Genomic DNA, 24,352 nt, shown 5'->3' with positions numbered 1-24,352 from the left:
ACAATGACGGCGGAGGACCGCAACCGGAGAAGGGCGGCGACGTGACCGAGAGCCACTCCCCGACGGCCGGACCGGAGCAGCTGAACACCTCCGTGGCGCACAACGCCCGGGTGTGGAACTACTGGATCGGCGGCAAGGACAACTACGAGGTCGACCAGCGGGTCGGTGAGCACGTCGCCGGGATGTTCCCGGTGATCCGGGCGGTGGCCCGCGCGGACCGGGCGTTCCTGGCCCGGGCGGTGCGGTTCCTGACCGCCGAGCGCGGGATACGGCAGTTCCTGGACATCGGCACCGGCCTGCCGACCGTCGACAACACCCACGAGATCGCGCAGCGGATCGCCCCCGAGTCACGGATCGTCTACGTCGACAACGACCCGATCGTGCTCGTGCACGCCCGCTCGCTGCTCACCAGCTCCCCCGAGGGCGTCACCGACTACATCGACGCCGATGTGCACGACCCGGACGGCATCCTGCAGCGCGCCGCCAAGACCCTGGACCTGAGCCGGCCGGTCGCGCTGATGATGCTGGGCATCCTGAACTTCGTCCTGGACACCGGCCAGGCCCGTGACGTCGTACGGCGGCTCATCGCGGCGCTGCCGTCGGGCAGCCATCTCGTCCTCACCCACCCGACGCACGACCCCGACGTGGGCGGCGAGGGCAACCGGGCCGCGATGGAGTTCTGGAACGCCAACGCCACCCCGCCGATCACCGCCCGCAGCCGCGCGGAGATCGCCGGTTTCCTCGACGGCCTGGAGCTGGTCGAGCCGGGGCTGGTGCCCTGCTCGCAGTGGCGCGCCGGGTCGGCGGACGCCGCCGCGGTGCCCCAGTACGGCGCCGTGGCCGTGAAACCCTGACGCCCGCACCGGGGGCGGACCGACGCCGAGAGCCCGAAGGCGCGGAGCACGTGCGCAGGACGGAGGACGTATGGCCGAGGAGGACGTGTGACCACCCTTGCCGACCCCGTGCCCGGCGGGCGCCCGGAGGATCTGCGCCGGGTCGCGGGGCTGACGGCCGACCTCGCCGCGCGGGGCGTGCGGGGGATCGTGCTGGCCTATGTGGACACCGCCGGTGTCTGCCGGGTGAAGACGATCCCGACGGCGCGGCTGGAGGCGGCCGTGTCCTGGGGAGTCGGCATGTCCCCCGTGTTCGACACCTTCCTCGCCGACGACTCGATCGTCAGCACCGACGTCCTCGGCTCCCCGGACGGTGACCTCAGGCTCTACCCCGACCTGGACCAGCTGGTCGTGCTGGCCGGGCAGCCCGGCTGGGCATGGGCGCCGGTGGACCGGATCACCCAGGAGGGCACCCGGCACCCCGGCTGCGCCCGGACCTTTCTGCGCCGGATCGTCGCCGAGGCCACGCAGCGGCACGGCCTCGCCTTCAAGGCGGCGATCGAGGTCGAGTGGACGGTCGGGCTCGGCTCGGCACCCGCCGGGGAGTTCGTGCCGGCGGTGTCGGGCCCGGCGTACGGCGGCATCCGGCAGGTGGAAATGAGCGACTGCACCGCCGATCTGCTGGCCGCGCTCGACGCCCAGGGCGTGCCGGTCGACCAGCTTCATCCCGAGTACGCGGCAGGGCAGTTCGAGGTGTCTGCGGGCGCACTGGATCCGGTGGCGGCGGCCGACCGCAGCGTGCTGGTCCGGCAGACGATCCGGGCGGTCGCGCAGCGGCACGGCCTCAGGGTGTCGTTCTCGCCCGCGGTGTCCGCCGAGGCCGTCGGCAACGGCGGCCATGTCCACCTGTCCTGCTGGCGCGAGGGCGTGAACCTGCACGCGGGCGGGGAGCGCCGGTACGGCATGACACCCGAGGCGGAGTCCTTCGCGGCCGGGATCCTGGCCCGGCTGCCCGCGCTGACGGCCGTCACCGCGCCGAGCCCGGCCAGCTATCTGCGGCTCAGACCCTCCCGGTGGGCGGGGGTGTTCACCGCCTGGGGCCGGGAGACCCGCGAGACCGCGCTGCGGGTGATCACCGGCTCGGCGGGCCGCCGGGAGCAGGAGGCCAACCTGGAGGTGAAACCGGTCGACCTGGCCGCCAACCCCTATCTCGCCCTCGGCTGTGTCATCGCCGCCGGCCTGGACGGGATCGACTCCTCCCGGGCCCTCCCGGAGGAGATCACCGGCGACCCGGCCCGGTACGGCCCGGACGAGGCGGCGGCTCTCGGCGTGCGGCGGCTGCCGCAGTCGCTGCCGGAGGCCGTCGACGCGTTCCGGCCGGACGAGGTGCTGCGGGCCGCGCTGGGCCCGGTCCTCGCGGACGCGGTGACCGCCGTACGGCTCGGCGAGGCGGCGGCCGTCGACGGCCTGGACGACGCGCGGGTGGCGGCGGCCTACCGCTGGGTGTACTGACCATGGCCACGCCGGGACCGGTCCACGAGGCCCTCGCCGGACTGGCGCTGGTGGACCACCACTGCCACGGCGCCGTGACGGCCGACCTCGCGCCCGGGGAGTTCGCCTCGCTGCTGACCGAGGGCGAGGCCTGGCCCGGCGTCTCGCCCTTCGACACCCCGGCCGGCGTGGCCGTACGCCGGCACTGCGCGCCCCTGCTGGACCTCCCCCGGCACGCGCCGCCGGCCGACTACGTGGCCCGCCGAGCGGCCCTGGGCGCACAGGAGGTCAACCAGCGCTTCCTGCGGGCCGCGGGAGCCGGGGTGTTCCTCGTGGACACCGGCTACGCCCCGCACCCGCTCACCACCCCGGCCGAGCTGGCGGAGGCCTCCGGCGCGGCCGCCTTCGAGGTCGTACGCCTGGAACAGGTGGCGGAGGAGGTGGCCGCGCGGGGCGTCGAGCCGGGCGAGTACGCGGCCCGCTTCCGCGAGGCCGCCGAGGAGGCCGTACGCCGGCCGGGCGTGGTGGCGGTGAAGTCGGTGGCCGCCTACCGCACCGGTTTCGCCCTGGACCCGGCGCGCCCGGCGGACAGCGAGGTGACCGAGGCCGCCCGGCACTGGTTCGCGGCGGCGCCGGACGGGGGCCGCGCCCGGCTCACCGATCCGGTCCTGCTACGGCACCTGCTGTGGACGGCCGTCGATCTCGGCCTGCCCCTGCAGCTGCACACCGGCTTCGGCGACGCCGACCTGCGACTGCACCACGCCGACCCGGCCCTGCTGACCGACTGGCTGCGGCTCACGTCCGGCACGGTCCCGGTGCTGCTGCTGCACTGCTGGCCGTACCACCGGCAGGCCGCCTATCTGGCCGCGGTGTTCGAGCAGGTGTACCTGGACGTGGGTCTCGCCCTGCACCACACGGGCCCGGCCCGCAGCCGGGCGGTGCTGGAGGAGGCGCTGGAGATCACCCCGTTCCGCAAACTGCTGTACAGCTCCGACGCCTACGGGGTGGCCGAATTCCATCACCTCGGCGCCCTGTGTTTCCGGCAGGGGCTCGCCGATCTGCTCCAAGTCCGCGTCGACGCCGACGAGTTGAGCCTGCCCGACGCCCTGCGCATCGCCGCCTGGACCGGCCGCGACAACGCCCTGCGCCTCTACGGACCACCCGTATCCGACCCGGCCCGCGATCCCAGCGGACGCCCCACCCGGAAAGTATGATCAAGCAATGTCTGACATGACCGAGACGACGCCCGGCTGGCTGTCCACGGACGAGCTGGAAATGGCCAGGGCCCGGATGCCGATCCTGTACGTCGAGGCCGTACCCGTGCGCGTGGACGACAGCGGCGAAGTCACCAGCATCGGTGTGCTGCTGCGGATCGGCCCGGACGGGACGGTCAGCCGGACCCTGGTGTCCGGCCGCGTCCTGCACCACGAGCGGGTCCGCGACGCCCTGCTGCGCCACCTGGAGAAGGACCTCGGCCCGGTCGCGCTGCCCCGCGTGCCCCCGTCCCTGCAGCCGTTCACGGTGGCGGAGTACTTCCCGACGGCGGGCATCACGCCGTACCACGACCCGCGCCAGCACGCGGTGTCCCTCGCCTACATCGTCCCGGTCACCGGCGACTGCCGCCCCCGGCAGGACGCGCTGGACCTGGTCTGGTTCAGCCCGCAGGAGGCAGCCTCCCCGGCGGTGCAGAGCGAGATGCCGGGCGGGCACGGGGTGCTCCTCAAGCAGGCGCTCGCGCACATGGGTCTGGCCCTCTGACCGCGGCGGCCCGACTCGCCTGTCTATCAGCCCGGTCAGGCCGCCGACCAGGGGCTTCCCCGATGCGTTCAGGTTGCGTTCAGGTTCGCGGCGGCCCGTGGCAACGGCTGCCCCAGAAGCCCCAAAACAATGGCAAAGGGGGCTGGGGAAAGATCAGTTGGGCGTGCGAGGGTGCGGGCCATGAGCACAGAGCACGTCCTGGACGACCGGCCCCGCGCGCACGTACGCGCGCGCATACGTGAGAGCGCGAACAAGGTGCCGGAGGTCACCGTCTACTTCTGGATCATCAAGGTCCTCACCACCGGCATGGGCGAGACCGCCTCGGACTTCCTCGCCCATCTGCTCGGCCCCATCCCGGCGGTGGGCCTCGGCGGTCTCGCGTTCGCGGCGTCCCTCGTGCTCCAGTTCGCGGTCCGCCGGTACGTGGCCTGGATCTACTGGACGGCGATCGTCATGGTCAGCGTGTTCGGCACGATGGCCGCGGACGTGCTGCACGTCGGCCTCGGTGTCCCGTACACCCTGTCCACCCCGCTGTTCCTGCTCGCCCTGACCGCCGTCTTCGTGCTCTGGTACGCGTCCGAGCGCACCCTGTCCATCCACTCCATCCGCACCAGGCGCCGCGAGCTGTTCTACTGGGCGGCCGTCCTCGCCACCTTCGCCCTGGGCACGGCCGCGGGCGACCTGACGGCCACCATCGGCCTCGGCTACCTGGGCTCGGTCGTCCTGTTCGCCGTGGCGATCTGCGTGCCGGCCCTCACCCACCGCGCCGGACTGCTGGGCGCGGTGACCGCGTTCTGGACGGCGTACGTCATCACCCGTCCGCTCGGCGCGTCCCTCGCCGACTGGATGGCCCTGCCCGGCACCCGGGGCGGCCTGGGCTGGGGACTCGGCCCGGTGACGCTGTCCTGGACGGTGGCGATCGTCGGCTTCGTGGCGTTCCTGGCGCTGTCCCGTCGCGACGTCGAGCCGACGCCCTGACACCCGCGCGGCGGGGACTTCCGGCGGACATGCGTAAGGGGCCTTCCGAAGAAGGCCCCTTGACCGCGTAACAGTCCGACTTCCGTCGGGACGACAGGATTTGAACCTGCGACCCCTTGACCCCCAGTCAAGTGCGCTACCAAGCTGCGCCACGTCCCGGTGCCGTTTGACCTGGGGTTTCCCCGGTCGAAACGCGCAGGGAAACAATACCGCACTCCGCTTGGTGATCGCGCACCACTTTCCGGTTGACCTCAAGTTTGCTTGAGGTTGCAGGATCGTCGGTATGAAGATCGCAGCGAACGAAAGCCGCACATCCGGCTACGACGACCTGCCCGGCCTGATGAGCCTCATGACCGGCGACGAGAAGCACGGACCGGCGGCCACCTCCACCCTCGACGTGCTGTGGGTGCTCTACGACCGGGTGCTCCGGGTGACGCCGGAGCGGCGGGACGATCCCGCCCGGGACCGCTTCCTGCTGAGCAAGGGGCACGGGCCCATGGCGTACTACGCGGTGCTGGCCGCGAAGGGATTCGTGCCGGTGGACTGGCTGCCCGGCTTCGGGTCGTACGACTCCCCGCTCGGGCACCATCCGGACCGGGTGCTGGTTCCGGGTGCCGAGATCGGCAGCGGCTCGCTCGGGCACGGGCTGCCGATCGCGGTGGGCAGCACGCTGGGGCTGCGGGCGCAGGGGCTGCACGATCCGGCGGTCTGGGTGCTGATCGGGGACGCCGAGCTGGACGAGGGCAGCAACCACGAGGCGATCGCCTTCGCCGGGCCCGCGGGCCTGGAGCGGCTGCACACGGTCGTGGTCGACAACTCCTCCGCCAGCCACGCCCGGCCCGGCGGGATCGCCGCCCGGTTCGAGGCGGCGGGCTGGTCGGCGGCGACCGTCGACGGGCGCGATCACGAGGCGCTGTACACCGCGTTCACCGCGCCGCATCCCGGGCGGCCGCACGTGGTCGTGGCCCGGGTAGAGCCGAAGAACGCCTGACTCTCCCCGCTCATCGGAAAGGGCACAGTTTCATGGACACCATGCGTGATCGTTTGGCCCCCGTCGTCTCCCGGCTGCTGGACGAGGACCCGCGCGTCGCGGTGGTCCTCGCCGAGATCGGCAAGGACGGCTTCCGCGAGGCCATGGCCCGGCATCCCGACCGGGTGATCAACGTCGGCATCCGCGAGCAGTTGCTGGTCGGGGCGGCGGCGGGGCTGGCACTGACCGGGCTGCGGCCCGTGGTGCACACCTTCGCCAGCTTTCTCGTGGAGCGGCCGTTCGAGCAGGTCAAGCTGGATCTCGGGCACCAGGACACCGGGGCGGTGCTGGTGAGCGCGGCCGCGTCCTTCGACTGGCCGGCCGGTGGCTACACGCACATGGCCCCGGGCGATGTGGCTCTGCTCGACACGCTGGACGGCTGGACCGTGCATGTGCCCGGACACCCGGACGAGGCCGAGACACTGCTGCGCCACGCGGTCGCGGCGGGCGACGACAAGGTGTACGTACGGCTGTCCCTGCAGGCCAACCGGCAGGGCCGGCTGATCGACGGCAAGCACTTCGTCACCGTCCACGAGGGCCGCCGGGGTGTGGTCGTCGCCGTCGGGCCCGTGCTGGACGCGGTCCTGGCCGCCACGGAGGGCCTGGACCTGACTGTCCTGTACGCGACGACCGTACGGCCCTTCGACGCGGCGGGACTGCGCCGGGCCACGGAGGCGGCGGGCACCGACGTGGTCCTGGTCGAGCCGTATCTCGCCGGCACCTCGACGACCGCGGTGAGCGAGGCGCTCGCGGACGTGCCGCACCGGGTCCTGGGGCTCGGCGTGGGCCGCCGCGAGCTGCGCCGGTACGGGACGATCGAGGAGCACGTGGCCGCACACGGGCTGGACCCGGCGAGCTTGCGGGAGCGGATCGCGGGGTTCACGGCGCCCACCCGCCGGGCCGGTTGAGCGCCGTGCGCGACTGCGGATCCGCGGGGGCCGGCCGCGCAGTTCCCCGCGCCCCTTCGGGGCGCTGGGGGTACCCCTCTGAGGGAGGCACCCCGCAAGCGCGGGCGAGCGAACCGACCCCCGGCCGGCACGAGCGCAGGGCACAGAGCAGCTCAGGGCACCTGCACGCGCCCGGCGCTCACTGCGCAGGCGCATCCGCCCGGACCAAGTCCCGTATCGCCGGAACCGCAAGCAGAGCCACGGCCACCGCCACGCTCGTCGCGGCGGCGATCAGCAGCACGTGCCCGGCGCCGAGCGCATCGGCCGCCGGCCCCGCGAGGGCCTGGCCCACCGGCATCATGGCGAGGGAACCGGCCACGTCGTAGGCGTGGATGCGGTTGAGGACGTCCGGCGGCACCTGGGTCTGCACGCTGGTCGCCCACATCACGCCCCAGAACGACATCCCGGCGCCGGCCACGGCCGCTCCCGCCGCCATCGCGGCCACGCCGAGTCCCGCTCCGACGGCCGCCGGGAAGCCGAAGAAGGCGAACAGGGAGAGCGCGCCGGCGCGGAGCATCCGGCGGGGCCGCAGCCGGAGGGCGAGCAGGCCGCCGACGACGGTGCCCGCGCCGAGGGCGGAGTTGACCAGGCCGTAGGCACGCGGGCCGTGCTGCTGGACGACCTCGGTGGCCACGAGCGGGACGGTCGGCCCCCAGGCCGCGATCATGTACAGGCACCAGACGGCGATCACGCTCCACAGCCAGGTCCGGGATCTGAACTCCCGCCAGCCCTGGACCAGATCGGCTCGGAACGCACGCATCCCGCGCCCGGTGGCGGCACGGGCGCCCTCGGGGAGCGGCGGCAGCCGGAGCAGCAGCAGGCACAGGGCGCTGGTCGCGTAGGTCGCGGCATGCGCGGCGAACACCGAGCCGGGCGAGGCGAAGCCGACCAGGAGACCGGCGACGGCGGGGCCGGCGAGCTGGGCGGCGGACTCGGCGATGCGGATCGCGCCGTTGGCGCCCTGGATGTCGGCGGCCAGCCGGGGCACCGTACTGGCCACGCCCGGCTGGAAGACCGCGCCCGCCACGCCGTTGACGAAACCGATCACGCAGATCTGCCACAGCACCACATGCCCGGCGAAGAACAGGCCCGCGGCGAGGGACTGGGTGCCGAGCCGGACGAGGTCGGCGCCGATCATGAGCCTGCGGGTGCTGAACCGGTCGGCGATGACCCCGCCGAAGACGACGAGACCGGCGAACGCCGCCGCCGTCGAGGCCATGGCGAGGCCGACCGCGCCCGCGCCGTACCCGTGCTCCAGCAGGCCGGCGGCGAGGGCCACGGGCAGCATGGTGTCGCCGAGGCGGGCGACGGCCCGGGCCACGAAGAACAGCGCGAAGTCCCGGGACCAGACGGCCCGCCCGCCCGCCTCGCTCCCGCGCGCTCCCCGCGTGGTGATGTCGTGCCGTGCGTCCGTTCCCGTCATCGCGGATGCTCCCTCCCCGCCGTCCCCCGTGGTGCCGCGCCCGTCTGCGCCGCGCGGGATCATGCCACGCCCCGCGCGCGCGTACGGCGCATTTTCACTCCCCGGTCGGCAGCCCCAACTCGGGGTGGGTGTCGAGGAGTCGGGGCGGTGCGGCCTGCCGCCAGGAGTCGGCGAGGATGTCCCGCAGCTCGTCCTCGTCCTCCAGGGCGGCGAGTCTCGCTCTGACCCAGGCGAACTGGGCCTCGTGGTCGGCGATCCAGAACTTCTCCGGCTCGGCCAGCACCAGTTCGTCGCGCTCCTCCTTGGGGCAGCGCACGGCGAGGGACGTCTCGTCCTCGGGCAGGGTCGCGAACATCTTCCCGGCCACCCGGAACGTGGGCATGCTCCAGGCGACCTTCTCCGTGGTGTCCGGCAGGGACAGGGCGATACGGCGTACGTCTTCGGCATCCGGCATGCAACGCACCGTAGCTCCTGCCACTGACAGTCACCCGGCCGGCGGCTCCAGCCGTTTGTAGTACAGGGTCGTCGGGCGCAGCTCGCCGCCGGGACTCTCCGCGTAGTCGGGGATGACTCCGGCCCGGGTCCAGCCGGCCGAGCGGTAGAGGTGCTCGGCGGGGCCGGCGGTCTCGGTGTCGAGGTGGAGCAGGGTGATGCCGGCGGCCGCGGCGGCGGCCTCGGCGGTGGTGAGGAGGCGGCGGCCGAGTCCCCGTCCGCGCGCGGAGCGGTGCACCATCAGCTTCACCAGTTCCGCGCGGTGGCGGCTGTTCGGCTTGTCGGGGTATGCGAGGCTCACGGTTCCGGCGGGCCGGCCGGTGCCGTCGAGCGCGGCCCAGACGGCGAGCCGGCCCGCCGCCGTCGCCTCGGCCCGCTGCCGCCACCAGGCGGTGGCCTCCTCGTGCGTGAGCGCCGCGAGGAAGCCGACCGAGGCGCCACCGGCCACGGTGTCGGTCAACACCTCCGCCAGCTCCGCCGCACGCTCGCGGAGGTGCTCGGCGTTCCAGCGCTCCACCCTCACGGCCGCACCACGGCCAGCGCGTACCGTGCCTCGACGGGGCCGGCGCACCGCAACCGGGTCGGGCCGAAGACGCGCATCCGCAGGCAGTCTCCGGGGTCCAGGTGGTGGACCTGCTCCCCGTCGGTCACCTCCAGGGCGCCGTCGAGCACCCACAGATGCTGTTCCAGGCCGGCCACGGGCGGGCGGTCGTAGGCGATGTCGGCACCCGGCGCGAGCCGGCCCTCGACCAGTTCGCCGCGCAGCCCGGCGTGCGGCGGGGAGACGGACCGCCGGACGAATCCCGAACCGCGGTCCTCCCAGATCTGCTGCTCGGCGGCCCGGACCAGCGGCGCGGGCGCCGCCTCGACCTCGCTGAGCAGCTGGGACATGGTGCGGCCATAGACATGGCAGAGCCGGTTCAGCAGGGCGGCGGTGGGGCTGATCTCCACGCGTTCGGCGCGCGACAGGGTGGACCGGCTCACCCCGCTGCGCTCGGCCAGCTCCCCCAGGGACCAGCCGTGCTGGGTACGCAGTTCGGCCAGCCGGGCGCCGAGCCGGGTGTCGAGGGGATCCTCTGGGCTTCTCACATCCAGGACGTTATCCCGGATATGAGACAAGCGCGTTACGGATGCCTCACGCCTCCTGCGCCGCCCGCCCCAGCGCCTCCAGCACCGGCCGGATCAGCGGGTGCCCCTCGGCGCCGCGCCGTACGGCGGCGAAGACGCGGCGCGTGGGGGCCACGCCGTCGACGGGGCGTACGACGACGCCGGTGAGGTCCATGCCGTTCAGCGCGGAGCGCGGTACGAGGGCTACGCCCGCGCCGGCCGAGGCGAGCGCGACCACCGCGCGGAAGTCGTCGGAGGAGTGCTCCAGGCGGGGCTGGAAGCCGGCGTTCTCGCAGGCCAGGACAACCACGTCGTGGCAGGGGTTGCCGGGGTACGGGCCGATCCAGGGGTCCTTGGCCAGCTCGGCGAGGGGGACCTCGGCGGCGTCCGCGAGGCGGTGGCCGACGGGTACGACCGCGTCGAACGGCTCGGCGTAGAGCGGGACGTGGGCGAGCCGGGGGTCGTCGGCGGGCGGGGCGCCCCGGTACTCCACGGCCACCGCCACGTCGACCTGCCGGTCCAGCACCATGGGCAGGCTCGCGTCGCCTTCGGCGTCCTGGACACGGATGCGTATGCCGGGCGCGGTGTCCGCGAGCCGGGCCACGGCCGGGGCCACGACCTGGGCGATGCCGGTCGCGAAGGCGGCCACGGTCACCGTCCCCGCCTCGCCCGAGCTGTACGCGGCGAGCTCCGCCTCGGCCCGCTCCAGCTGGGCGAGGACCGCGTTGGTGTGGCTGAGCAGGATCTCGCCGGCCGCGGTGAGCCGTACGCCCTTGGCGCTGCGCTCGACCAGGCGGTGGCCGGTCTCCTGCTCCAGCGCTGTGAGCTGCTGGGACACCGCCGAGGGGGTGAGGTAGAGCGCGGCGGCTGCCGCGGTGACCGTGCGGTGGTCGGCCACCGCACGGAGGATGTGGAGCCGCCGTGCCTCGATCATGCCCTCAATTATCCCAGGGGGTCAGCGCTGGTCAGGCCGCCAGCTCGGCGCGGGCCGCGACGAAGGCGTCGACCGCGCGGTTGACGTCCTCGGTCGAGTGCGCGGCGGACAGCTGGACCCGGATGCGGGCCTGGCCCTGCGGGACGACCGGGTAGGAGAAGCCGATCACGTACACACCCCGCTCCAGCAGCAGCTCGGCCATGCGGCCCGCCTTCGCCGCGTCGCCGATCATCACGGGCGCGATGGCGTGGTCGCCGGGGAGGATGTCGAAGCCCTCCTCGGTCATCCGGCGGCGGAACAGGGCGGTGTTCTCGTTCAGCCGGACCCGCAGGTCGTCGGCGGACTCCAGCAGGTCGAGGACCGTCAGGGAGGCGGCGGCGATCACCGGGGCCAGGGTGTTGGAGAACAGGTACGGACGGGAGCGCTGGCGCAGCAGGGCGACGATCTCGGCGCGGGCGGCGACATAGCCGCCGGAGGCGCCGCCGAGGGCCTTGCCGAGGGTGCCGGTGATGATGTCGACGCGGTCCATGACGCCGTGCAGCTCGGGGGTGCCGCGGCCGGTCGGGCCGACGAAGCCGACGGCGTGCGAGTCGTCGACCATGACCATCGCGTCGTAGCGGTCGGCGAGGTCGCAGATCTCGCGCAGCGGTGCCACATAGCCGTCCATGGAGAAGACGCCGTCGGTGACGATCAGCCGGCGCCGCGAGTCGGACGCCTCCTTCAGCTTCGCCTCCAGGTCGGCGAGGTCGCGGTTGGCGTAGCGGTAGCGGCGGGCCTTGGACAGGCGGATGCCGTCGATGATGGAGGCGTGGTTGAGGGCGTCGGAGATGACCGCGTCCTCCTCGCCGAGCAGGGTCTCGAAGACACCGCCGTTGGCGTCGAAGCAGGAGGAGTAGAGGATCGTGTCCTCCTGGCCGAGGAACGCCGAGAGCCGGGCCTCCAGCTCCTTGTGCACCTCCTGGGTGCCGCAGATGAATCGGACGGAGGCCATGCCGTAGCCCCAGCGGTCCAGGGCGGCGTGGGCGGCGGCGATCACCTCGGGGTGGTCGGCGAGGCCGAGGTAGTTGTTGGCGCAGAAGTTGAGGACCTCGCCGGGCCGGCCGCCGGCGGTGACGCCGACGGTCGCGGACTGCGGGGTGCCGATGACCCGCTCGGGCTTGTGCAGGCCGGCGGCCCGGATCTCGTCGAGGGTGGCGCGCAGGTCGTCGCGGACAGAGTCGAACATGGGGGAGCTCTCCTGAAGGTGCTTGCGGATGACGAGAGTTACGCAGTCCAGTCGAGAATGACCTTGCCGCCCTTGCCGCTCGCGGCGTCGGCGAAGGCCGCCTCGAAGTCGCGGTAGCCGTAGCGGCCGGTGATCACGGGGGCGAGGTCCAGGCCGCCCTCCAGCAGCACCGACATGGCGTACCAGGTCTCGAACATCTCACGGCCGTAGATGCCCTTGATGGTGATCATCGACGTGACGATCCGGGCCCAGTCGACGGGGAACTCCTGCGCCGGCAGGCCGAGCATGGCGATACGGCCGCCGTGCGTCATGTTGGCGATCATGTCCCGCATCGCCTCGGGGCGGCCGGACATCTCCAGGCCGATGTCGAAGCCCTCGCGCAGCCCCAGCTCCCGCTGCCCGTCGGCGATGGTGGTCTCGGCGACGTTCAGGGCGAGGCTCACGCCGATCTTGCGGGCCAGGTCCAGGCGCTCCTCGCTGACGTCGGTGATGACGACGTTGCGGGCGCCCGCGTGCCGGGCCACGGCGGCGGCCATCAGGCCGATCGGTCCGGCGCCGGTGATCAGCACGTCCTCGCCGACCAGCGGGAAGGACAGCGCGGTGTGCACGGCGTTGCCGAACGGGTCGAAGATCGCGGCCACGTCGAGCTCGACGGGGACGCGGTGCACCCAGACATTGGACGCGGGCAGGGCGACGTACTCGGCGAAGGCGCCGTCCCGGCCGACGCCGAGACCGACGGTGGCACGGCACAGATGGCGGCGGCCGGCCAGGCAGTTGCGGCACCTGCCGCACACCAGATGGCCCTCGCCGCTGACCCGGTCGCCGATGCGGATGTCGTTCACGTCGCGGCCGGTCTCGACGACCTGCCCGACGAACTCGTGCCCGACCACGAGCGGAGTGCTGATCGCCTGCTGCGCCCACCCGTCCCAGGCCCGGATATGCAGGTCGGTGCCGCAGATACCGGTCCGCATGACCTTGATCAGTACGTCACCCGGGCCGATCTCGGGCTCCGGGACGTCCGTCAGCCAGAGCCCGGGCTCGGCCTTCTCCTTGACCAGCGCCTTCACGCGTGCGGCTCCTGTGGGTGAGGTCCCGGCCCGCGGGCAGACGTCAGCAGCCCGCACCGGGTCAGAGGGGTGGAATCACCCTGCAATCTGCCGTATCCGCGGGCCGCGGGTCCATCGAGCTTTTCTTAACCGCCGCCTCAGCTTTCCTTCACGCCCCAGGTGCCGGCGGCGAAGGTTCGCCCCGGCCCGTCACAGGGGCAGCCCGTCCTCGGCGCTCCGCTCGAGGCGTACGACGAGATCGGCGGCCAGCGCCTTGATGGTCTCCAGGCCCGATCGGCCCCAGGCCCGGGGCCCGGTGTCGGCCGCGCACACGGTGCCGAGCGCCATGCCGGAGCTGTCGATGAGCGGGGCACCGAGATAGGAACGGATGCCGTACTCGTCCACGACGGGATTCCCGGCGAACCGCGGATAGTCGCGGACGTCCTCCAGCACCAGCGCCTTGCGGCGGACCACCACATGGGGGCAGAACCCATGCTCGCGCGGCAGGACCCGGCCGAACTCGGGCCGGCTGCCGTCCTCCCTGACCAGCGGAGCGACGGCGGGGACGCACAGGCCCGCGAAGAACTGATGGTCCTCGCCGACGAAGTTGACCATGGCGTAGGGCGCGCCGGTGAGCCGGGCGAGGTGGTCCGCGAAGACGTCGAGCGCCGGATCGGGACGGTCCGCCAGGCCGAGCAGGCGCAGCCGGTGGACGCGGGCGGGGGCCTCCTTGTCCTCGGGGGTGAGGAGCAGACCCCGGACCGGCCGGGGCGGCTCGTAGGTCATGGCCGGGCTCCTGCCCGTACTGCTGGCCGGGTTCCGGCGCTGTGGGCGTACCTCATATAGGAACTCCGTGGGCGGTAGGGCGTGATCACATGTGGGCGCCATGGCTCGGCGCGGTCGCCGGGGCGTGGGCGAGGAGGTGGCGTACCAGGGTGAGCAGGGTCTGCACGCCGGAGCTGGAGATCCGGGCGTCGCAGCGGACGACCGGGATCTCGGGGTCGAGGTCGAGGGCGGCACGCACCTCCTCGGGTTCGTAGCGGTAGCCGCCGTCGAACTCGTTGACGGCGATGATGAAGCCGAGTCCGCGTTCCTCGAAGAAGTCCACGGCGGCGAAGCAGTCCTGGAGCCGGCGGGTGTCGGCGAGGATCACCGCGCCGAGGGCACCCTCGGACAGCTCGTCCCACATGAACCAGAACCGCTCCTGCCCCGGTGTGCCGAACAGGTACAGCACATGGTCCGGATCGAGGGTGATCCGGCCGAAGTCCATGGCGACCGTGGTCTCCATCTTGTTCTCGACGCCCTCGAGACTGTCCGTGCCGACACTGACCGTGGTGAGCAGCTCCTCCGTGCTGAGCGGCGCGATCTCGCTGACCGCGCCCACGAAGGTCGTCTTGCCGACCCCGAATCCGCCCGCCACCAGGATCTTCAGCGCGGTCGGGAACGGGTCAGAGCTGTCGTCGTAGTCCATCGAGCACTGCCTCCAGCAGAGACCGGTCAGTGGGTGTGTGGTGGAAGGCGGGGGGCTTGGTGGTCAGCGCCCCGCAGTCGACGAGGTCCGAGAGCAGCACCTTGGTGACGACCGCGGGCAGTTTCAGATGCGCGGCGACCTCGGCGACCGAGACGGGGGCCCGGCACAGGTCGAGCGCCTGGGCGTGCTCGGGGCCGAGGTAGCCGAGCGGGGTGACGCCGGTGGCCATCACCTGCGACATCAGGTCCAGGGCGATGCTCGGCTTGGTACGTCCGTTGCTGACGGTGAACGGGCGCACCAGCCGTCCGGCCGCGTCGTCCAGCCAGGGCCCGTCGCCGGCTGCGGCCACGCTCAAGGCCTCGTCGCCGTGGGTTCGACGGCGTGCTGCCGGGGCGCGGTCACCAGGTAGGGGCGGACGCTCTTGACGAGCATCGCCATCTCGTAGCCGAGCACGGCGGCGTCGGCCTCGCGGCCCGCCAGTACGGCGAGGCAGGTGCCGGAGCCGGCGGTGGTGACGAACAGCAGGGTCGAGTCGAGCTCGACGACGACCTGGCGGACGTCCCCGCCGTCGCCGAACCGGATGCCCGCGCTGCGGCCGAGGGAGTAGAGGCCGGAGGCCAGGGCTGCCATGTGGTCGGCACTGTCGATGTCGAGGCCGTGCACGGACTTCACCAGCCCGTCGCAGGAAAGGAGCACCGCGCTGGTGGTGTGCGGTACGCGCTGCACGAGGCCGCTCAGCAGCCAGTCGAGGTCGGATGCGTGGGCGGTCGGCGCATCGCTCGCCATGGTGGATCGACTCCTTGGGGTACGAAGGTCTGCGGGAGCGCTGGCGGTTGGGGGGTGCGTGCTCGGAGGTGGGGGTGGGTGGATACGGTGCGGGCGTCAGCCGGCCGGGGCGCTCCCGTCGGGCCGGCCGGCGCCACGGGCACCGTCGGATGCGGGCGCGTGGGTGCGCCCCTGGGGTATGGGGGTGGGGTCCCTGTGGTCGGAGCCCATGTGGTCCGAGCCCCTGTGATGGGTGCTCGTATGGTCCGAGCCGATGTGGTCGGGCTGCACACGAGCCGGGTCGGTGAACTCCGGTACGGCGGGGCGGAGGTGATGGCCCATCGCGGCGGCGGCGTGGGCGGCGTCCATGTGTGCGGACTCCATGTGTGGGGACTCCATGTGGGCCGCGTCCATGTCGGCGGTGCCCACGTGGGCCGAGCCCATGTGGATGGTCTCCCTGTGGGTGGACTCCGTGCGCACGGTCTCCATGTGGGCTGAGCCCATGTGTGCGGAGTCCAGGTGGCCGGCGTCCGAAGGGGCGGGCTGCTGCTCCTGGCTCTCCATGTGCTGCTGTGCCTCGGCGAGTCCGATCCCCCGCTGGAAGGCCGCCATCAGCCCCGGGTCGTGGCCCGGGACGGTGTCGCCGTCCTGGCGGGGTGCGGGACCGCCGCGCAGCTGGGGGACGATGTGCTCCTGGGCGCGCCGACGGGGCAGTTGGGGCTTGTTCATGGTGCCCCGCACGGCGCCGGTGCGCGGCGTGGGCAGCATGCCCGCGTGCGCCTCGACCGCCGCCCGGTCCCCGGCGCCGATGCCGGGCACCGCCTCGGCGGGGTTGGGCCGGCCCTGCCGGGTCCCCCGCACGGGAAGCGGCGCGAGGCCGCCTCCGCTGTGCCCGCCGTCACCGTTCCCGGCGCCGCGCCGTACGGCCTCGCTCTCGGCGCCGCGCCGCCCGCTCCCGCGCCGGGCGTGCGGCCGCCCGGTCATCTGATCCTGTCCGCCTCCGGAACCGGCCTCGCTCCCGGAGGCCACTACGGCGCCTCCCCCGGCCACGGCCCCCGAGTCGGCGGGGCCCCCGGCCTCCGGCCCGGTACCGCCGCGCGCGGGGCCGTCACCGCCCGACCGCACTCCCGGCACCGGCACGGGCGCGGCCCCAGGCGCAGTCGTCGGGACGGACCCCCGCACCTGCCCCGGCTCGCGCTCCGGCCGGGACCCGTGCCCCTGCCCGAACCCCTGCCCCTGGTCACCGACCTGGCCCGGAAGCCGTACCTGCGGAGTGACACCGGTGTCCGCCGGATCCTGCGGCCGGGGTACGCCCGTCCCGGCACCGGCACCGGCGCCCGCGACCGCGACCGCGCCGGCCGCCCCGGGTGCCGTACCCAACAACGCCTGCGGGACGACGAGTACGGCCTGCACACCTCCGTAGATGTTGGTCTGCAGCCGCACGTGGATGCCGTGCCTCCGGGCGAGCTGGGAGACGACGTAGAGGCCGATGCGGCCGTCGGCCAGCAGGCTGGCGACATTGACCTGGTCGGGGTCGGCGAGCAGGGCGTTCATGCGGTTCTGTTCGCCGACGGGCATGCCGAGCCCGCGGTCCTCGACCTCCACCGCGAGCCCGGAGGTGACGAGGTTGGCGCGGAGCAGGACCTGGGTGCGCGGGGCGGAGAACACCGAGGCGTTCTCGATGAGTTCGGCGAGCAGATGGATGACGTCGGCGACGGCGTGGCCACGCAGTTCGCCGTCGATCGGCGGCACCAGCTTGACCCGGGAGTACTGCTCGACCTCGGCGATGGCCGAGCGCAGCACCTCGGTCATGCTGACCGGGTTGCTCCACTGGCGCCGGGAGACGGCGCCGCCGAGCACGGCCAGGTTCTCGGCGTGCCGCCGGATACGGGTGGCCAGGTGGTCCACGTGGAACAGGCCCTTGAGCAGGTCGGGGTCCTCGATCTCGTTCTCCAGGTCGTCGAGGATCGAGATCTCCCGGTGCACGAGGGACTGGAGCCGGCGCGCGAGGTTGACGAAGACCTCCAGCTTCTGCTCGCTGCCCGCCTGGCTGGACAGCTGGGCGGCGCGCACGACGGCGGTGACGGCGCCGTCGTGCGCGCGGGCCAGGTCGGCGGCGAGCAGCTCGAAGTCGTCGGCGTCCGCGGGCGGCCGGCGGCGCGGTGCGCGCTGTGGCGGGGCCTCCCCCTGGCGCAGCGCGTCGACCAGGTCGTGCAGGTCGGCCTCGCCGCGCGCGGCGGTACGGCGCAGCGCGTCGACGCGGTCGGAGACCGATCGGGCGGCCCGGTCGGCGGCCACGGCGGCGATGAGGATGCCGGCGACGGTCACGGTGACCGCTCCGGCGAGCACGGCCCAGAGCATGGGTCCGGTGCGGGCGCCGGTGGACCGGATACTGAAGATGACCGCGGCGGTGGCGCTGAGCGCGACCGCGAGGGGCGGCAGCACGGCGAGCCGCAGGAGCTGGGGCCGTATGTGCGTCTCGGGCAGTGCGGGAGCGGGTCGGGCGACCGGTCGCCCGTGCCGGCCGCCCTCTCGGCGGTCGGCACGGGTGGCCGGTGCGCGGAGGTGAGACATCTGCGTCCTCGTACTAGTCCGTCGGGCTGCCATGCGGCCACTGACAGTAGTCGCCTCCCCCTCATGTGCGGGGGGCAGTTGACAAAGTCCCGCAGGATTGGTCCCGCTCTGGTATGAGCCCTCGTACGACAGACCGATTACCCGGTCATGCACGGGAATTGGACGCGAAAGACTTCGATACGACTCGCGCAGAACCGGTCACCACGACGCGATCACCATCTGGACATTCCGTACGTCCGTTGGCCTGGCCCACTCGCGGATCACCCGGCAGTCCGTTACGGGGAGTATCCGCTTTGGCCTTGGGTGGGTCGCGCAGGCATACGGGGTGACACGGCAACGCCCCAGGGGCGCCCGGCGCCCCGGCGGCGTCACCTCCGGGTGGGCGGCTCCGCCACGAACGCGCCGACCGAGCGCCAGGTGCGCCGGATCTCCCCCGACACGCCGCGCCACCACGCCTCCGCCGGGAGCTTGCCCGCCGGCTCGAAGGGCTCGCCCGGGCGGGGCAGGGCCACCGCCTGGCCGGCCTCCTCGGCGGCCTCCTTCGTCCACTCGCCGGGCTCGGCCCAGGGGTGCGGGGCCAGGTTGAAGGTGCCCCAGTGGATCGGCAGCAGCGCGCCGTGCGGCACTCCGCCCTGCAGGTCGATATGCGCGCGCAGGCCCTCCTCCGGGGTCATGTGGATGTCGGGCCAGAACTCGCTGTACGCGCCGATCTGGATCATCGTGGCGTCGAACGGGCCGTGGTCGGCGCCGATGTCCGTGAAGCCCTCGAAGTAGCCCGTGTCACCGCTGTGGAAGATGCGGTGCTCCTCGCCGGCGACGGCCCAGGAGGCCCAGAGGGTGTGCTGGGTGTTGCGCAGGGCGCGGCCACAGAAGTGACGGGCCGGCGTGGCGGTGAGGGTGAGTCCGCCGACCCGGGTCGACTCGTGCCAGTCCAGCTCGCGCAGGCGGTCCGGGGAGACGCCCCAGTGCTCGAGGTGGGCGCCGACGCCGAGCGGCACGGCGAACAGGGTGTCCGTGCCGGCCAGCGCCTTGATGGTGGGCAGGTCCAGGTGGTCGTAGTGGTCGTGCGAGATGACGACCACGTCGACCTCGCCGAGCGCGGCCAGCGGCAGCGGCACGGGGTGCAGCCGCTTGGGCCCGGCGAAGGGGAACGGGGAGCAGCGCTCGCCCCAGACGGGGTCGAACAGGACCCGGTGGCCGTCGATCTCCGCGAGCACGCTGGAGTGGCCCATCCAGGTCAGCCGCAGCCCGGTGGCGGGCGGCTTGGCCAGGTCGGCGAAGGTGGTGGGATGCACCGGGACGGCGCCCTTGGGGGCACGCAGGGGCCGGGTCTCCTTGTCGAGGAACACCTTCGCGAGGTCCAGCGTGGAGCCGGAGGGACGGGTACGCGCGGTGCCGCCCGGGTTCTGGAAGACGCCGTCCTTGAAGTGGGGGGAGCGGCGGATGCGTGCCAGGCGCTCTCCGCCCGGTTCCGCGCCGAAGGCGGCGGGCCGCAGGGCGCGGAGCCCGGAGCTCGAGTCACGCAGTCCGGTCACGGTACCTCCCGGTGTGGTGGGTGAGGCTCCCCATTATGGTCGGCCCCTCCGACAGCCCGGCCCGGCCGGGGGCACCTCTCCGGGGCCCGGGGGCAGGCTACTGAACCTCCGTTCAGCACGTTGACAGGGCGCGGACCGGCTCCGGATACTGACTCACGATTCAGTAGAGCATGGAGTGGAGCTCTGCCCGGCGCCCTTCGCCGACCACCGTCCGCGGCCGCCTTGGAGGCACCATGTCCGACCTCCCCACCGAGTTGGTCCCGCTCCGCCCCGAACAGCGCGACGTCGTCGATCTCGCGCGTGCCTTCGCCCGCGAGGAGATACGGCCACGCGCGCGTGCCGTGGACGAGGCCGACGTGGAGACACCCTGGGACCTGTGGCGCAAGGCCGCCGAGGTCGGCATCACCGGGTTCATGCTGCCGGAGGAGTACGGCGTGGGCGGCTTCACCGACGTCCTCACCCAGTGCCTGGTCCAGGAGGAGCTGTGCGTGGGCGACCTGGGCATCGGCAACCTGCTGTGCTCCAACGGCTTCTTCGCCGACCCGGTCCTGGAACTCGGCACCAAGGAGCAGAAGCGGGAGTGGCTGACGCCCCTCTCCGGCCCGGACACCCCGATGACGGCCCTGGCGACGACCGAGCCGGGCGCCGGCTCCGACGCCGCGTCGATCGTCACCGCCGCGCACCGCACGGCCGGCGGCTACCGGCTGCGCGGCCAGAAGGCGTGGATCTCGAACGCGGGCGAGGCCGAGCACTACGTCGTCTTCGCCAAGACCGACCCGACCCGGCGCTCGCGCGGGGTCAGCGCGTTCCTGCTGCGCAAGGGCACGGAGGGCATGACCTTCGGCGAGCCGATGCGCAAGATGGGGCAGCGGGCGATCGTCTGCCGGGAGATCTTCTTCGAGGACGCGTTCGTGCCCGAGGAGCACCGGCTCGGCGCGGAGGGCGAGGGCTTCGCCGGGCTGATGCGGACCTTCGACATCTCCCGTACGGTCCTGGGAGCGGCGGCGACCGGAGTGGCCCGGGCGGCGTACGAGTACGCGCGCGACTACGCCCGTGAGCGACGGCAGTTCGGCAAGCCGGTCATCGAGCACCAGGCGGTCGCCTTCCGCCTCGCCGACATGCGCACGCGCGTGGAACAGGCCCGGCTGATGACCTGGCGGGCGGCCCGCCGTCTGGACGCCGGTCTGGAGGCCAGCGCCGAGGCCGCGATGGCCAAGCTGACGGCGTCGGAGACGGCCGCGTTCTGCACCTGGGCGGCCGTGCAGACGCTCGGCGGCTGGGGCTACTCGCGGGAGTTCCCGGTGGAGCAGTGGATGCGGGACGCCAAGCTGGAGGAGATCGAGGAGGGCACCTCCGACATCATGCGGCTCGTCAGCGCGCGGAGCCTGTGATGGGCACTGTCGCGGAACCGGTGTCCCGGGGGGCCGACGACGGCCTCCTGACGGGCGGCCAGGCCCTGGTACGGGCCCTGCGGGCGCACGGCGTGACGCAGGTCTTCGGCATCCCGGGCACCCACAACCTGGAGATCTACCGGCATCTTCCGGCCTACGGCATCGCTCATGTGACGCCCCGCCATGAACAGGGTGCCGGGTACGCCGCCGACGGGTACGCGCGCGTGACTGGCCGGCCCGGTGTGGTGCTCACCACGACCGGGCCCGCCCTGCTCAATGCGGCGGCGGCCGTCGGCGAGGCCTACGCGGACAGCGTGCCGCTGCTGGTCGTCTCGCCCGGCATGCCCCTCGGCCATCCCCGGCCGGCCACCGGCGCGCTGCACGAGATGCGCAGCCAGACCGACGCCCTGCGCGGGATCGCCGCGTTCAGTCACCGGGCCTCGTCGGTCGCGGAGATCGACGCGGCCGTGGCCCGGGCGTTCACCCTGTTCCGCACCCGGCGCCCGCGCCCCGCGCACATCGAGGTGCCGCTGGACCGGCTGGCGGCCGCACAGGCGCCCGGGCCCGTCCGGCGCGCCTCCAGCACCGCACGGCCCACGCCCGCCCCGGAGGCCGTACGACGGGCCGTCACGGTCCTCTGCGGGGCCCGCCGCCCCGCGCTGGTGCTCGGCGGCGCAGCCGTCGGCGCTCGGGCGCAGTGCCGCCACGCCCTCGCGGAGCTCCTGGGGGCACCGGTCGTGACCACGGCGGCCGGCAAGGGCACGGTCGCTGAGACCCATCCGCTGTCCCCCGGGGTGTCCCTGCACAGCCCCGCCGTGCAGAAGTGGCTCGCCACGCGGGACGTCGTGCTCGCCGTCGGCACGGAACTGTCCGAGTCCGACTTCTGGACCGTCCCGCCACCGCTGGACGGCACGCTCGTACGCGTCGACCTCGACCCGGACCAGATGTACGCGGGCGCCGTGGTGGACGTACCGCTCGTGGCGGACGCGCGGCTCACCCTGGAGGCCCCGCTGACGGACCTGCCGGACGACGGGCACGCGCGCGTACCCGAGTTCGCCGGAAACGCATGCACGCGCGTGGCCGGGCTCTCCGGAAACGCGCACACGCGCGTGGCCGACGACGTGGCCGCCCTGCGCGCCGCGCGGGACGCCGAGACCGCCGCGCGGGACGCCGAGACCGCCGCGCGGGACGCCCGCTGGATCCCGTATCTGCGGGCGATCCGCGAGGTGCCGGCCGCCGATGCCGTCGTCACCTCCGACAGCGCCCAGTGCTGCTACTACGGCGCCCTCCCCCACTTCCCCGTCGGTCCCGAGGGCCGCTATCTGCACCCCACCGGCTTCGGCACCCTCGGCTACGCGCTGCCCGCCGCGATCCGTGCCGAGGTCGCCGCGCCGCACCGGCAGGTGCTCGCGCTGAGCGGGGACGGCGGGCTGCAGTTCACCGTGCAGGAACTGGCGAGCGCCGCACAGCTCCGACTCCCCTTGCCCATAGTGGTGTTCGACGACGGCGGCTACGGCGAGACCAGGGACGAGATGCGGGCACGCGGCGACGTGCCGACCGCGGTGGACCTCGCGCCGGTCGACCTGCCCGCCCTGGCCCGCGCGTACGGAGGACACGGCACGCGCGCATGCGACCCGGCCGCACTGGCGCGCGCCCTCACCGAGGCCCTGGACCGGCCCGGCCCCACCCTGATCACCGTCCCCGAGGAGACCCCATGACCGCCCCCGCTCCCCTGATGTCGCTCGTCTGGACCGATCACGTGACCGGCCGCCAGGGCTTCCTGGTCGTGGACCGGCTGGTGCGCGGCGTGGCCAGCGGCGGGCTGCGGATGCGCCCGGGCTGCATGCTGGAGGAGGTGGCGGGGCTCGCCCGCGGCATGACCATGAAGGAAGCCCTGCACTACGACCCCGAGGCCCGTTACGTCCCCCTCGGCGGCGCCAAGGGCGGCATCGACTGCGATCCCCAGGATCCGGCGGCCTACGGGCTGCTGGTGCGCTACCTGCGCGCCATGCGACCGTACATCGAGCGTTTCTGGACCACCGGAGAGGACCTCGGCCTCAGCCAGGACCTGGTCGACCGCGCGGCGGCCGAGGCGGGCCTGGTCTCCTCCATCCAGGCCGTGTACCCGCTGCTGGACGACGAGGCGGCGGCCCGTCGGCGGCTCGCGGACGCCTTCGCGGTCGAGGTGGACGGCATCGGCCTGGACGAACTGGTCGGCGGCTGCGGGGTCGCCGAGTCGGTGCTCGCGGCGCTGGACCGGGCGGGCGTGCCGTATCCGGGCACCCGGGTGGCGGTGCAGGGGCTCGGCACGATGGGCGGGGCCACCGCGCGGTTCCTCTCGCGCGCAGGACTGACGGTGGTGGCGGTCGCCGACATCAAGGGAACGATCGCCAATCCCGCGGGGCTGGACGTCGAGGCCCTGCTGGCCGCGCGGGACGGTTACGGCACCGTCGACCGTCGTGTGCTGGGCCCCGGCGACCGCGAACTGACCGGCGACGCCTGGCTGTCCGCGGACGTGGAGGTGCTCGTGCCGGCGGCTGTGTCGTACGCGATCGACACGACCAACCACGACCGGATCCGCGCCCGCTGGATCGTGGAGGCCGCCAACATGCCCGTGCTGCCGGAGGCGGAGGAGCTGCTGGCCGGGCGCGGGGTCACCGTGCTGCCGGACGTGGTGGTCAACTCCGGTACGAACGCCTGGTGGTGGTGGACCCTGTTCGGCGACATCGGCGCGGATGCCGAGGAGGCCTTCGGCTACATCCGGGGCCGGATGCGCGCGCTGATCGGCCTGGTGCTGGCGCGCGCGGACGCCGACGGTACGACCCCGCGCGCGGCCGCCCACGCCCTGGTGACCGACCGGCTGCCGGTGATCGCGGACCGCTTCGGATGGTACCGGTGACGGGCCCCGCCGAGGCTGCCCCGGACACGCTGTTCGCCCCCGCCTCGGTCGCCGTCGTCGGTGCCTCCGCGCAGCCCGGGAAGTGGGGCTACTGGCGGGCCAAGGGGGCGCTGGCGGGGCGGGGCGGCGGGAGGTGCACCTGGTGAACCGGCGGGGCGGCAGCCTGGACGGTGTGCCGTTCCGGGCCGGGCTGACCGGGCCGGCGTGCGAGCACGTCATGGTGGCCGTGCCTCCCGCGCACGTACGGCCCGTGGTGACCGAGGGCCTGGCGGCCGGCGCTCGCCACTTCACCGTCATCGCCTCCGGCGGGGACCCGGCCGAGGAGCGCGCGCCGGCCCGCGGGGTGACCGCCCGGGGCGCCCGGTTGCTCGGGCCCAACTGCATGGGCCTGGTCGACACGGGCAGCGAACTGCGGCTCAGCTGGGGTGAGTTCCCGACGGGCGCGGTGGGGCT

At 73.5% G+C, this 24,352-nt stretch carries 23 protein-coding genes, 1 tRNA gene and 1 pseudogene; 11 read left to right on the top strand and 14 right to left on the bottom strand.

Annotated features, from left to right (window positions below):
- Positions 1-41: 41 nt before the first annotated feature.
- From SRB17_RS07975 to SRB17_RS07955, 5 genes are all read left to right on the top strand, one after another.
- Positions 42-854 carry an SAM-dependent methyltransferase gene (locus tag SRB17_RS07975; protein WP_323375169.1) on the top strand — a complete coding sequence of 271 codons (813 nt, stop codon included), beginning with the start codon at positions 42-44 and terminating at the stop codon, positions 852-854.
- An 87-nt stretch (positions 855-941) separates the two neighbouring features.
- Positions 942-2,345: a glutamine synthetase family protein gene (locus SRB17_RS07970; protein ID WP_323375168.1), complete on the top strand. Its 1,404-nt coding sequence runs from the start codon at positions 942-944 to the stop codon at positions 2,343-2,345.
- A 2-nt stretch (positions 2,346-2,347) separates the two neighbouring features.
- Entirely contained in the window at positions 2,348-3,538 is a 1,191-nt protein-coding gene (locus tag SRB17_RS07965) for an amidohydrolase family protein (protein WP_153536246.1), read from the top strand.
- Between the two features lie 7 nt (positions 3,539-3,545).
- Complete coding sequence (locus SRB17_RS07960; RefSeq protein ID WP_153536244.1) at positions 3,546-4,082, top strand: NUDIX hydrolase family protein; 537 nt, start codon at positions 3,546-3,548, stop codon at positions 4,080-4,082.
- 180 nt (positions 4,083-4,262) lie between these two features.
- A complete protein-coding gene (locus SRB17_RS07955; RefSeq protein WP_153536242.1) occupies positions 4,263-5,060 on the top strand; it encodes a hypothetical protein in 798 nt (265 codons plus the stop codon).
- 85 nt (positions 5,061-5,145) lie between these two features.
- Here the strand turns inward: SRB17_RS07955 and SRB17_RS07950 are convergent.
- Positions 5,146-5,219: transfer RNA gene (locus SRB17_RS07950), tRNA-Pro, on the bottom strand.
- A gap of 124 nt (positions 5,220-5,343) precedes the next feature.
- On the opposite strand from SRB17_RS07950, the gene SRB17_RS07945 reads away from it, so the two are divergent.
- On the top strand, positions 5,344-6,051 hold the full coding sequence (locus SRB17_RS07945; RefSeq protein ID WP_153536240.1) for a transketolase: 708 nt from the start codon (positions 5,344-5,346) through the stop codon (positions 6,049-6,051).
- A 32-nt stretch (positions 6,052-6,083) separates the two neighbouring features.
- On the top strand, positions 6,084-6,998 hold the full coding sequence (locus tag SRB17_RS07940) for a transketolase family protein (RefSeq protein ID WP_153536238.1): 915 nt from the start codon (positions 6,084-6,086) through the stop codon (positions 6,996-6,998).
- 178 nt (positions 6,999-7,176) lie between these two features.
- Here SRB17_RS07940 and SRB17_RS07935 read toward each other — a convergent pair whose 3' ends face one another.
- The 13 genes from SRB17_RS07935 to SRB17_RS07875 all read right to left on the bottom strand — a co-directional run bounded on the left by SRB17_RS07935 (position 7,177) and on the right by SRB17_RS07875 (position 19,609).
- Positions 7,177-8,460 carry an MFS transporter gene (locus tag SRB17_RS07935; RefSeq protein ID WP_153536236.1) on the bottom strand — a complete coding sequence of 428 codons (1,284 nt, stop codon included), beginning with the start codon at positions 8,458-8,460 and terminating at the stop codon, positions 7,177-7,179.
- Positions 8,461-8,554: 94 nt separating this feature from the next.
- Positions 8,555-8,914, bottom strand: coding sequence for an MmcQ/YjbR family DNA-binding protein (locus tag SRB17_RS07930; RefSeq protein WP_153536234.1), 360 nt, complete (start codon positions 8,912-8,914; stop codon positions 8,555-8,557).
- A gap of 30 nt (positions 8,915-8,944) precedes the next feature.
- Positions 8,945-9,475: a GNAT family N-acetyltransferase gene (locus tag SRB17_RS07925; protein ID WP_416237031.1), complete on the bottom strand. Its 531-nt coding sequence runs from the start codon at positions 9,473-9,475 to the stop codon at positions 8,945-8,947.
- Positions 9,472-10,041, bottom strand: coding sequence for a helix-turn-helix domain-containing protein (locus tag SRB17_RS07920; protein ID WP_323375167.1), 570 nt, complete (start codon positions 10,039-10,041; stop codon positions 9,472-9,474). Before SRB17_RS07920 ends, SRB17_RS07925 begins: the two co-directional genes overlap by 4 nt.
- Positions 10,042-10,087: 46 nt before the next feature.
- Complete coding sequence (locus tag SRB17_RS07915) at positions 10,088-10,993, bottom strand: LysR family transcriptional regulator (RefSeq protein ID WP_153536232.1); 906 nt, start codon at positions 10,991-10,993, stop codon at positions 10,088-10,090.
- Positions 10,994-11,024: 31 nt separating this feature from the next.
- Positions 11,025-12,218 (bottom strand): glycine C-acetyltransferase, encoded by a 1,194-nt coding sequence (locus SRB17_RS07910; RefSeq protein WP_153536230.1) that lies wholly within the window; start codon positions 12,216-12,218, stop codon positions 11,025-11,027.
- Positions 12,219-12,256: 38 nt separating this feature from the next.
- A complete protein-coding gene (gene tdh, locus SRB17_RS07905) occupies positions 12,257-13,285 on the bottom strand; it encodes an L-threonine 3-dehydrogenase (RefSeq protein WP_323375166.1) in 1,029 nt (342 codons plus the stop codon).
- Between the two features lie 189 nt (positions 13,286-13,474).
- Positions 13,475-14,050 carry a GAF domain-containing protein gene (locus tag SRB17_RS07900; RefSeq protein WP_153536228.1) on the bottom strand — a complete coding sequence of 192 codons (576 nt, stop codon included), beginning with the start codon at positions 14,048-14,050 and terminating at the stop codon, positions 13,475-13,477.
- An 85-nt stretch (positions 14,051-14,135) separates the two neighbouring features.
- Positions 14,136-14,735 carry a GTP-binding protein gene (locus SRB17_RS07895; RefSeq protein ID WP_153536226.1) on the bottom strand — a complete coding sequence of 200 codons (600 nt, stop codon included), beginning with the start codon at positions 14,733-14,735 and terminating at the stop codon, positions 14,136-14,138.
- The gene (locus tag SRB17_RS07890; protein ID WP_323375165.1) at positions 14,713-15,084 is read right to left on the bottom strand and encodes a DUF742 domain-containing protein; all 372 of its coding nucleotides are present in this window, start codon (positions 15,082-15,084) and stop codon (positions 14,713-14,715) included. Before SRB17_RS07890 ends, SRB17_RS07895 begins: the two co-directional genes overlap by 23 nt.
- A gap of 2 nt (positions 15,085-15,086) precedes the next feature.
- Positions 15,087-15,521 (bottom strand): roadblock/LC7 domain-containing protein, encoded by a 435-nt coding sequence (locus SRB17_RS07885; RefSeq protein ID WP_067127653.1) that lies wholly within the window; start codon positions 15,519-15,521, stop codon positions 15,087-15,089.
- A 96-nt stretch (positions 15,522-15,617) separates the two neighbouring features.
- On the bottom strand, positions 15,618-18,074 hold the full coding sequence (locus SRB17_RS07880; protein WP_228395922.1) for a sensor histidine kinase: 2,457 nt from the start codon (positions 18,072-18,074) through the stop codon (positions 15,618-15,620).
- Between the two features lie 368 nt (positions 18,075-18,442).
- A complete protein-coding gene (locus tag SRB17_RS07875; protein WP_323375164.1) occupies positions 18,443-19,609 on the bottom strand; it encodes an MBL fold metallo-hydrolase in 1,167 nt (388 codons plus the stop codon).
- Positions 19,610-19,842: 233 nt separating this feature from the next.
- On the opposite strand from SRB17_RS07875, the gene SRB17_RS07870 reads away from it, so the two are divergent.
- The 4 genes and pseudogenes from SRB17_RS07870 to SRB17_RS47965 all read left to right on the top strand — a co-directional run.
- A complete protein-coding gene (locus SRB17_RS07870; RefSeq protein ID WP_153536222.1) occupies positions 19,843-21,000 on the top strand; it encodes an acyl-CoA dehydrogenase family protein in 1,158 nt (385 codons plus the stop codon).
- Positions 21,000-22,718 (top strand): thiamine pyrophosphate-binding protein, encoded by a 1,719-nt coding sequence (locus tag SRB17_RS07865; RefSeq protein WP_153536220.1) that lies wholly within the window; start codon positions 21,000-21,002, stop codon positions 22,716-22,718. Before SRB17_RS07870 ends, SRB17_RS07865 begins: the two co-directional genes overlap by 1 nt.
- Complete coding sequence (locus SRB17_RS07860) at positions 22,715-23,899, top strand: glutamate dehydrogenase (RefSeq protein WP_153536218.1); 1,185 nt, start codon at positions 22,715-22,717, stop codon at positions 23,897-23,899. Before SRB17_RS07865 ends, SRB17_RS07860 begins: the two co-directional genes overlap by 4 nt.
- A gap of 82 nt (positions 23,900-23,981) precedes the next feature.
- A pseudogene (locus SRB17_RS47965) lies at positions 23,982-24,230 on the top strand (CoA-binding protein); the annotation flags it as partial.
- Positions 24,231-24,352 lie beyond the last annotated feature (122 nt).

It is taken from the genome of Streptomyces sp. RB17 (genome assembly GCF_009604455.1).
Lineage (GTDB): Bacteria > Actinomycetota > Actinomycetes > Streptomycetales > Streptomycetaceae > Streptomyces.
Note: the sequence above shows the minus strand (reverse complement) of the source record. Positions and strands in the feature narration are given on the sequence as shown.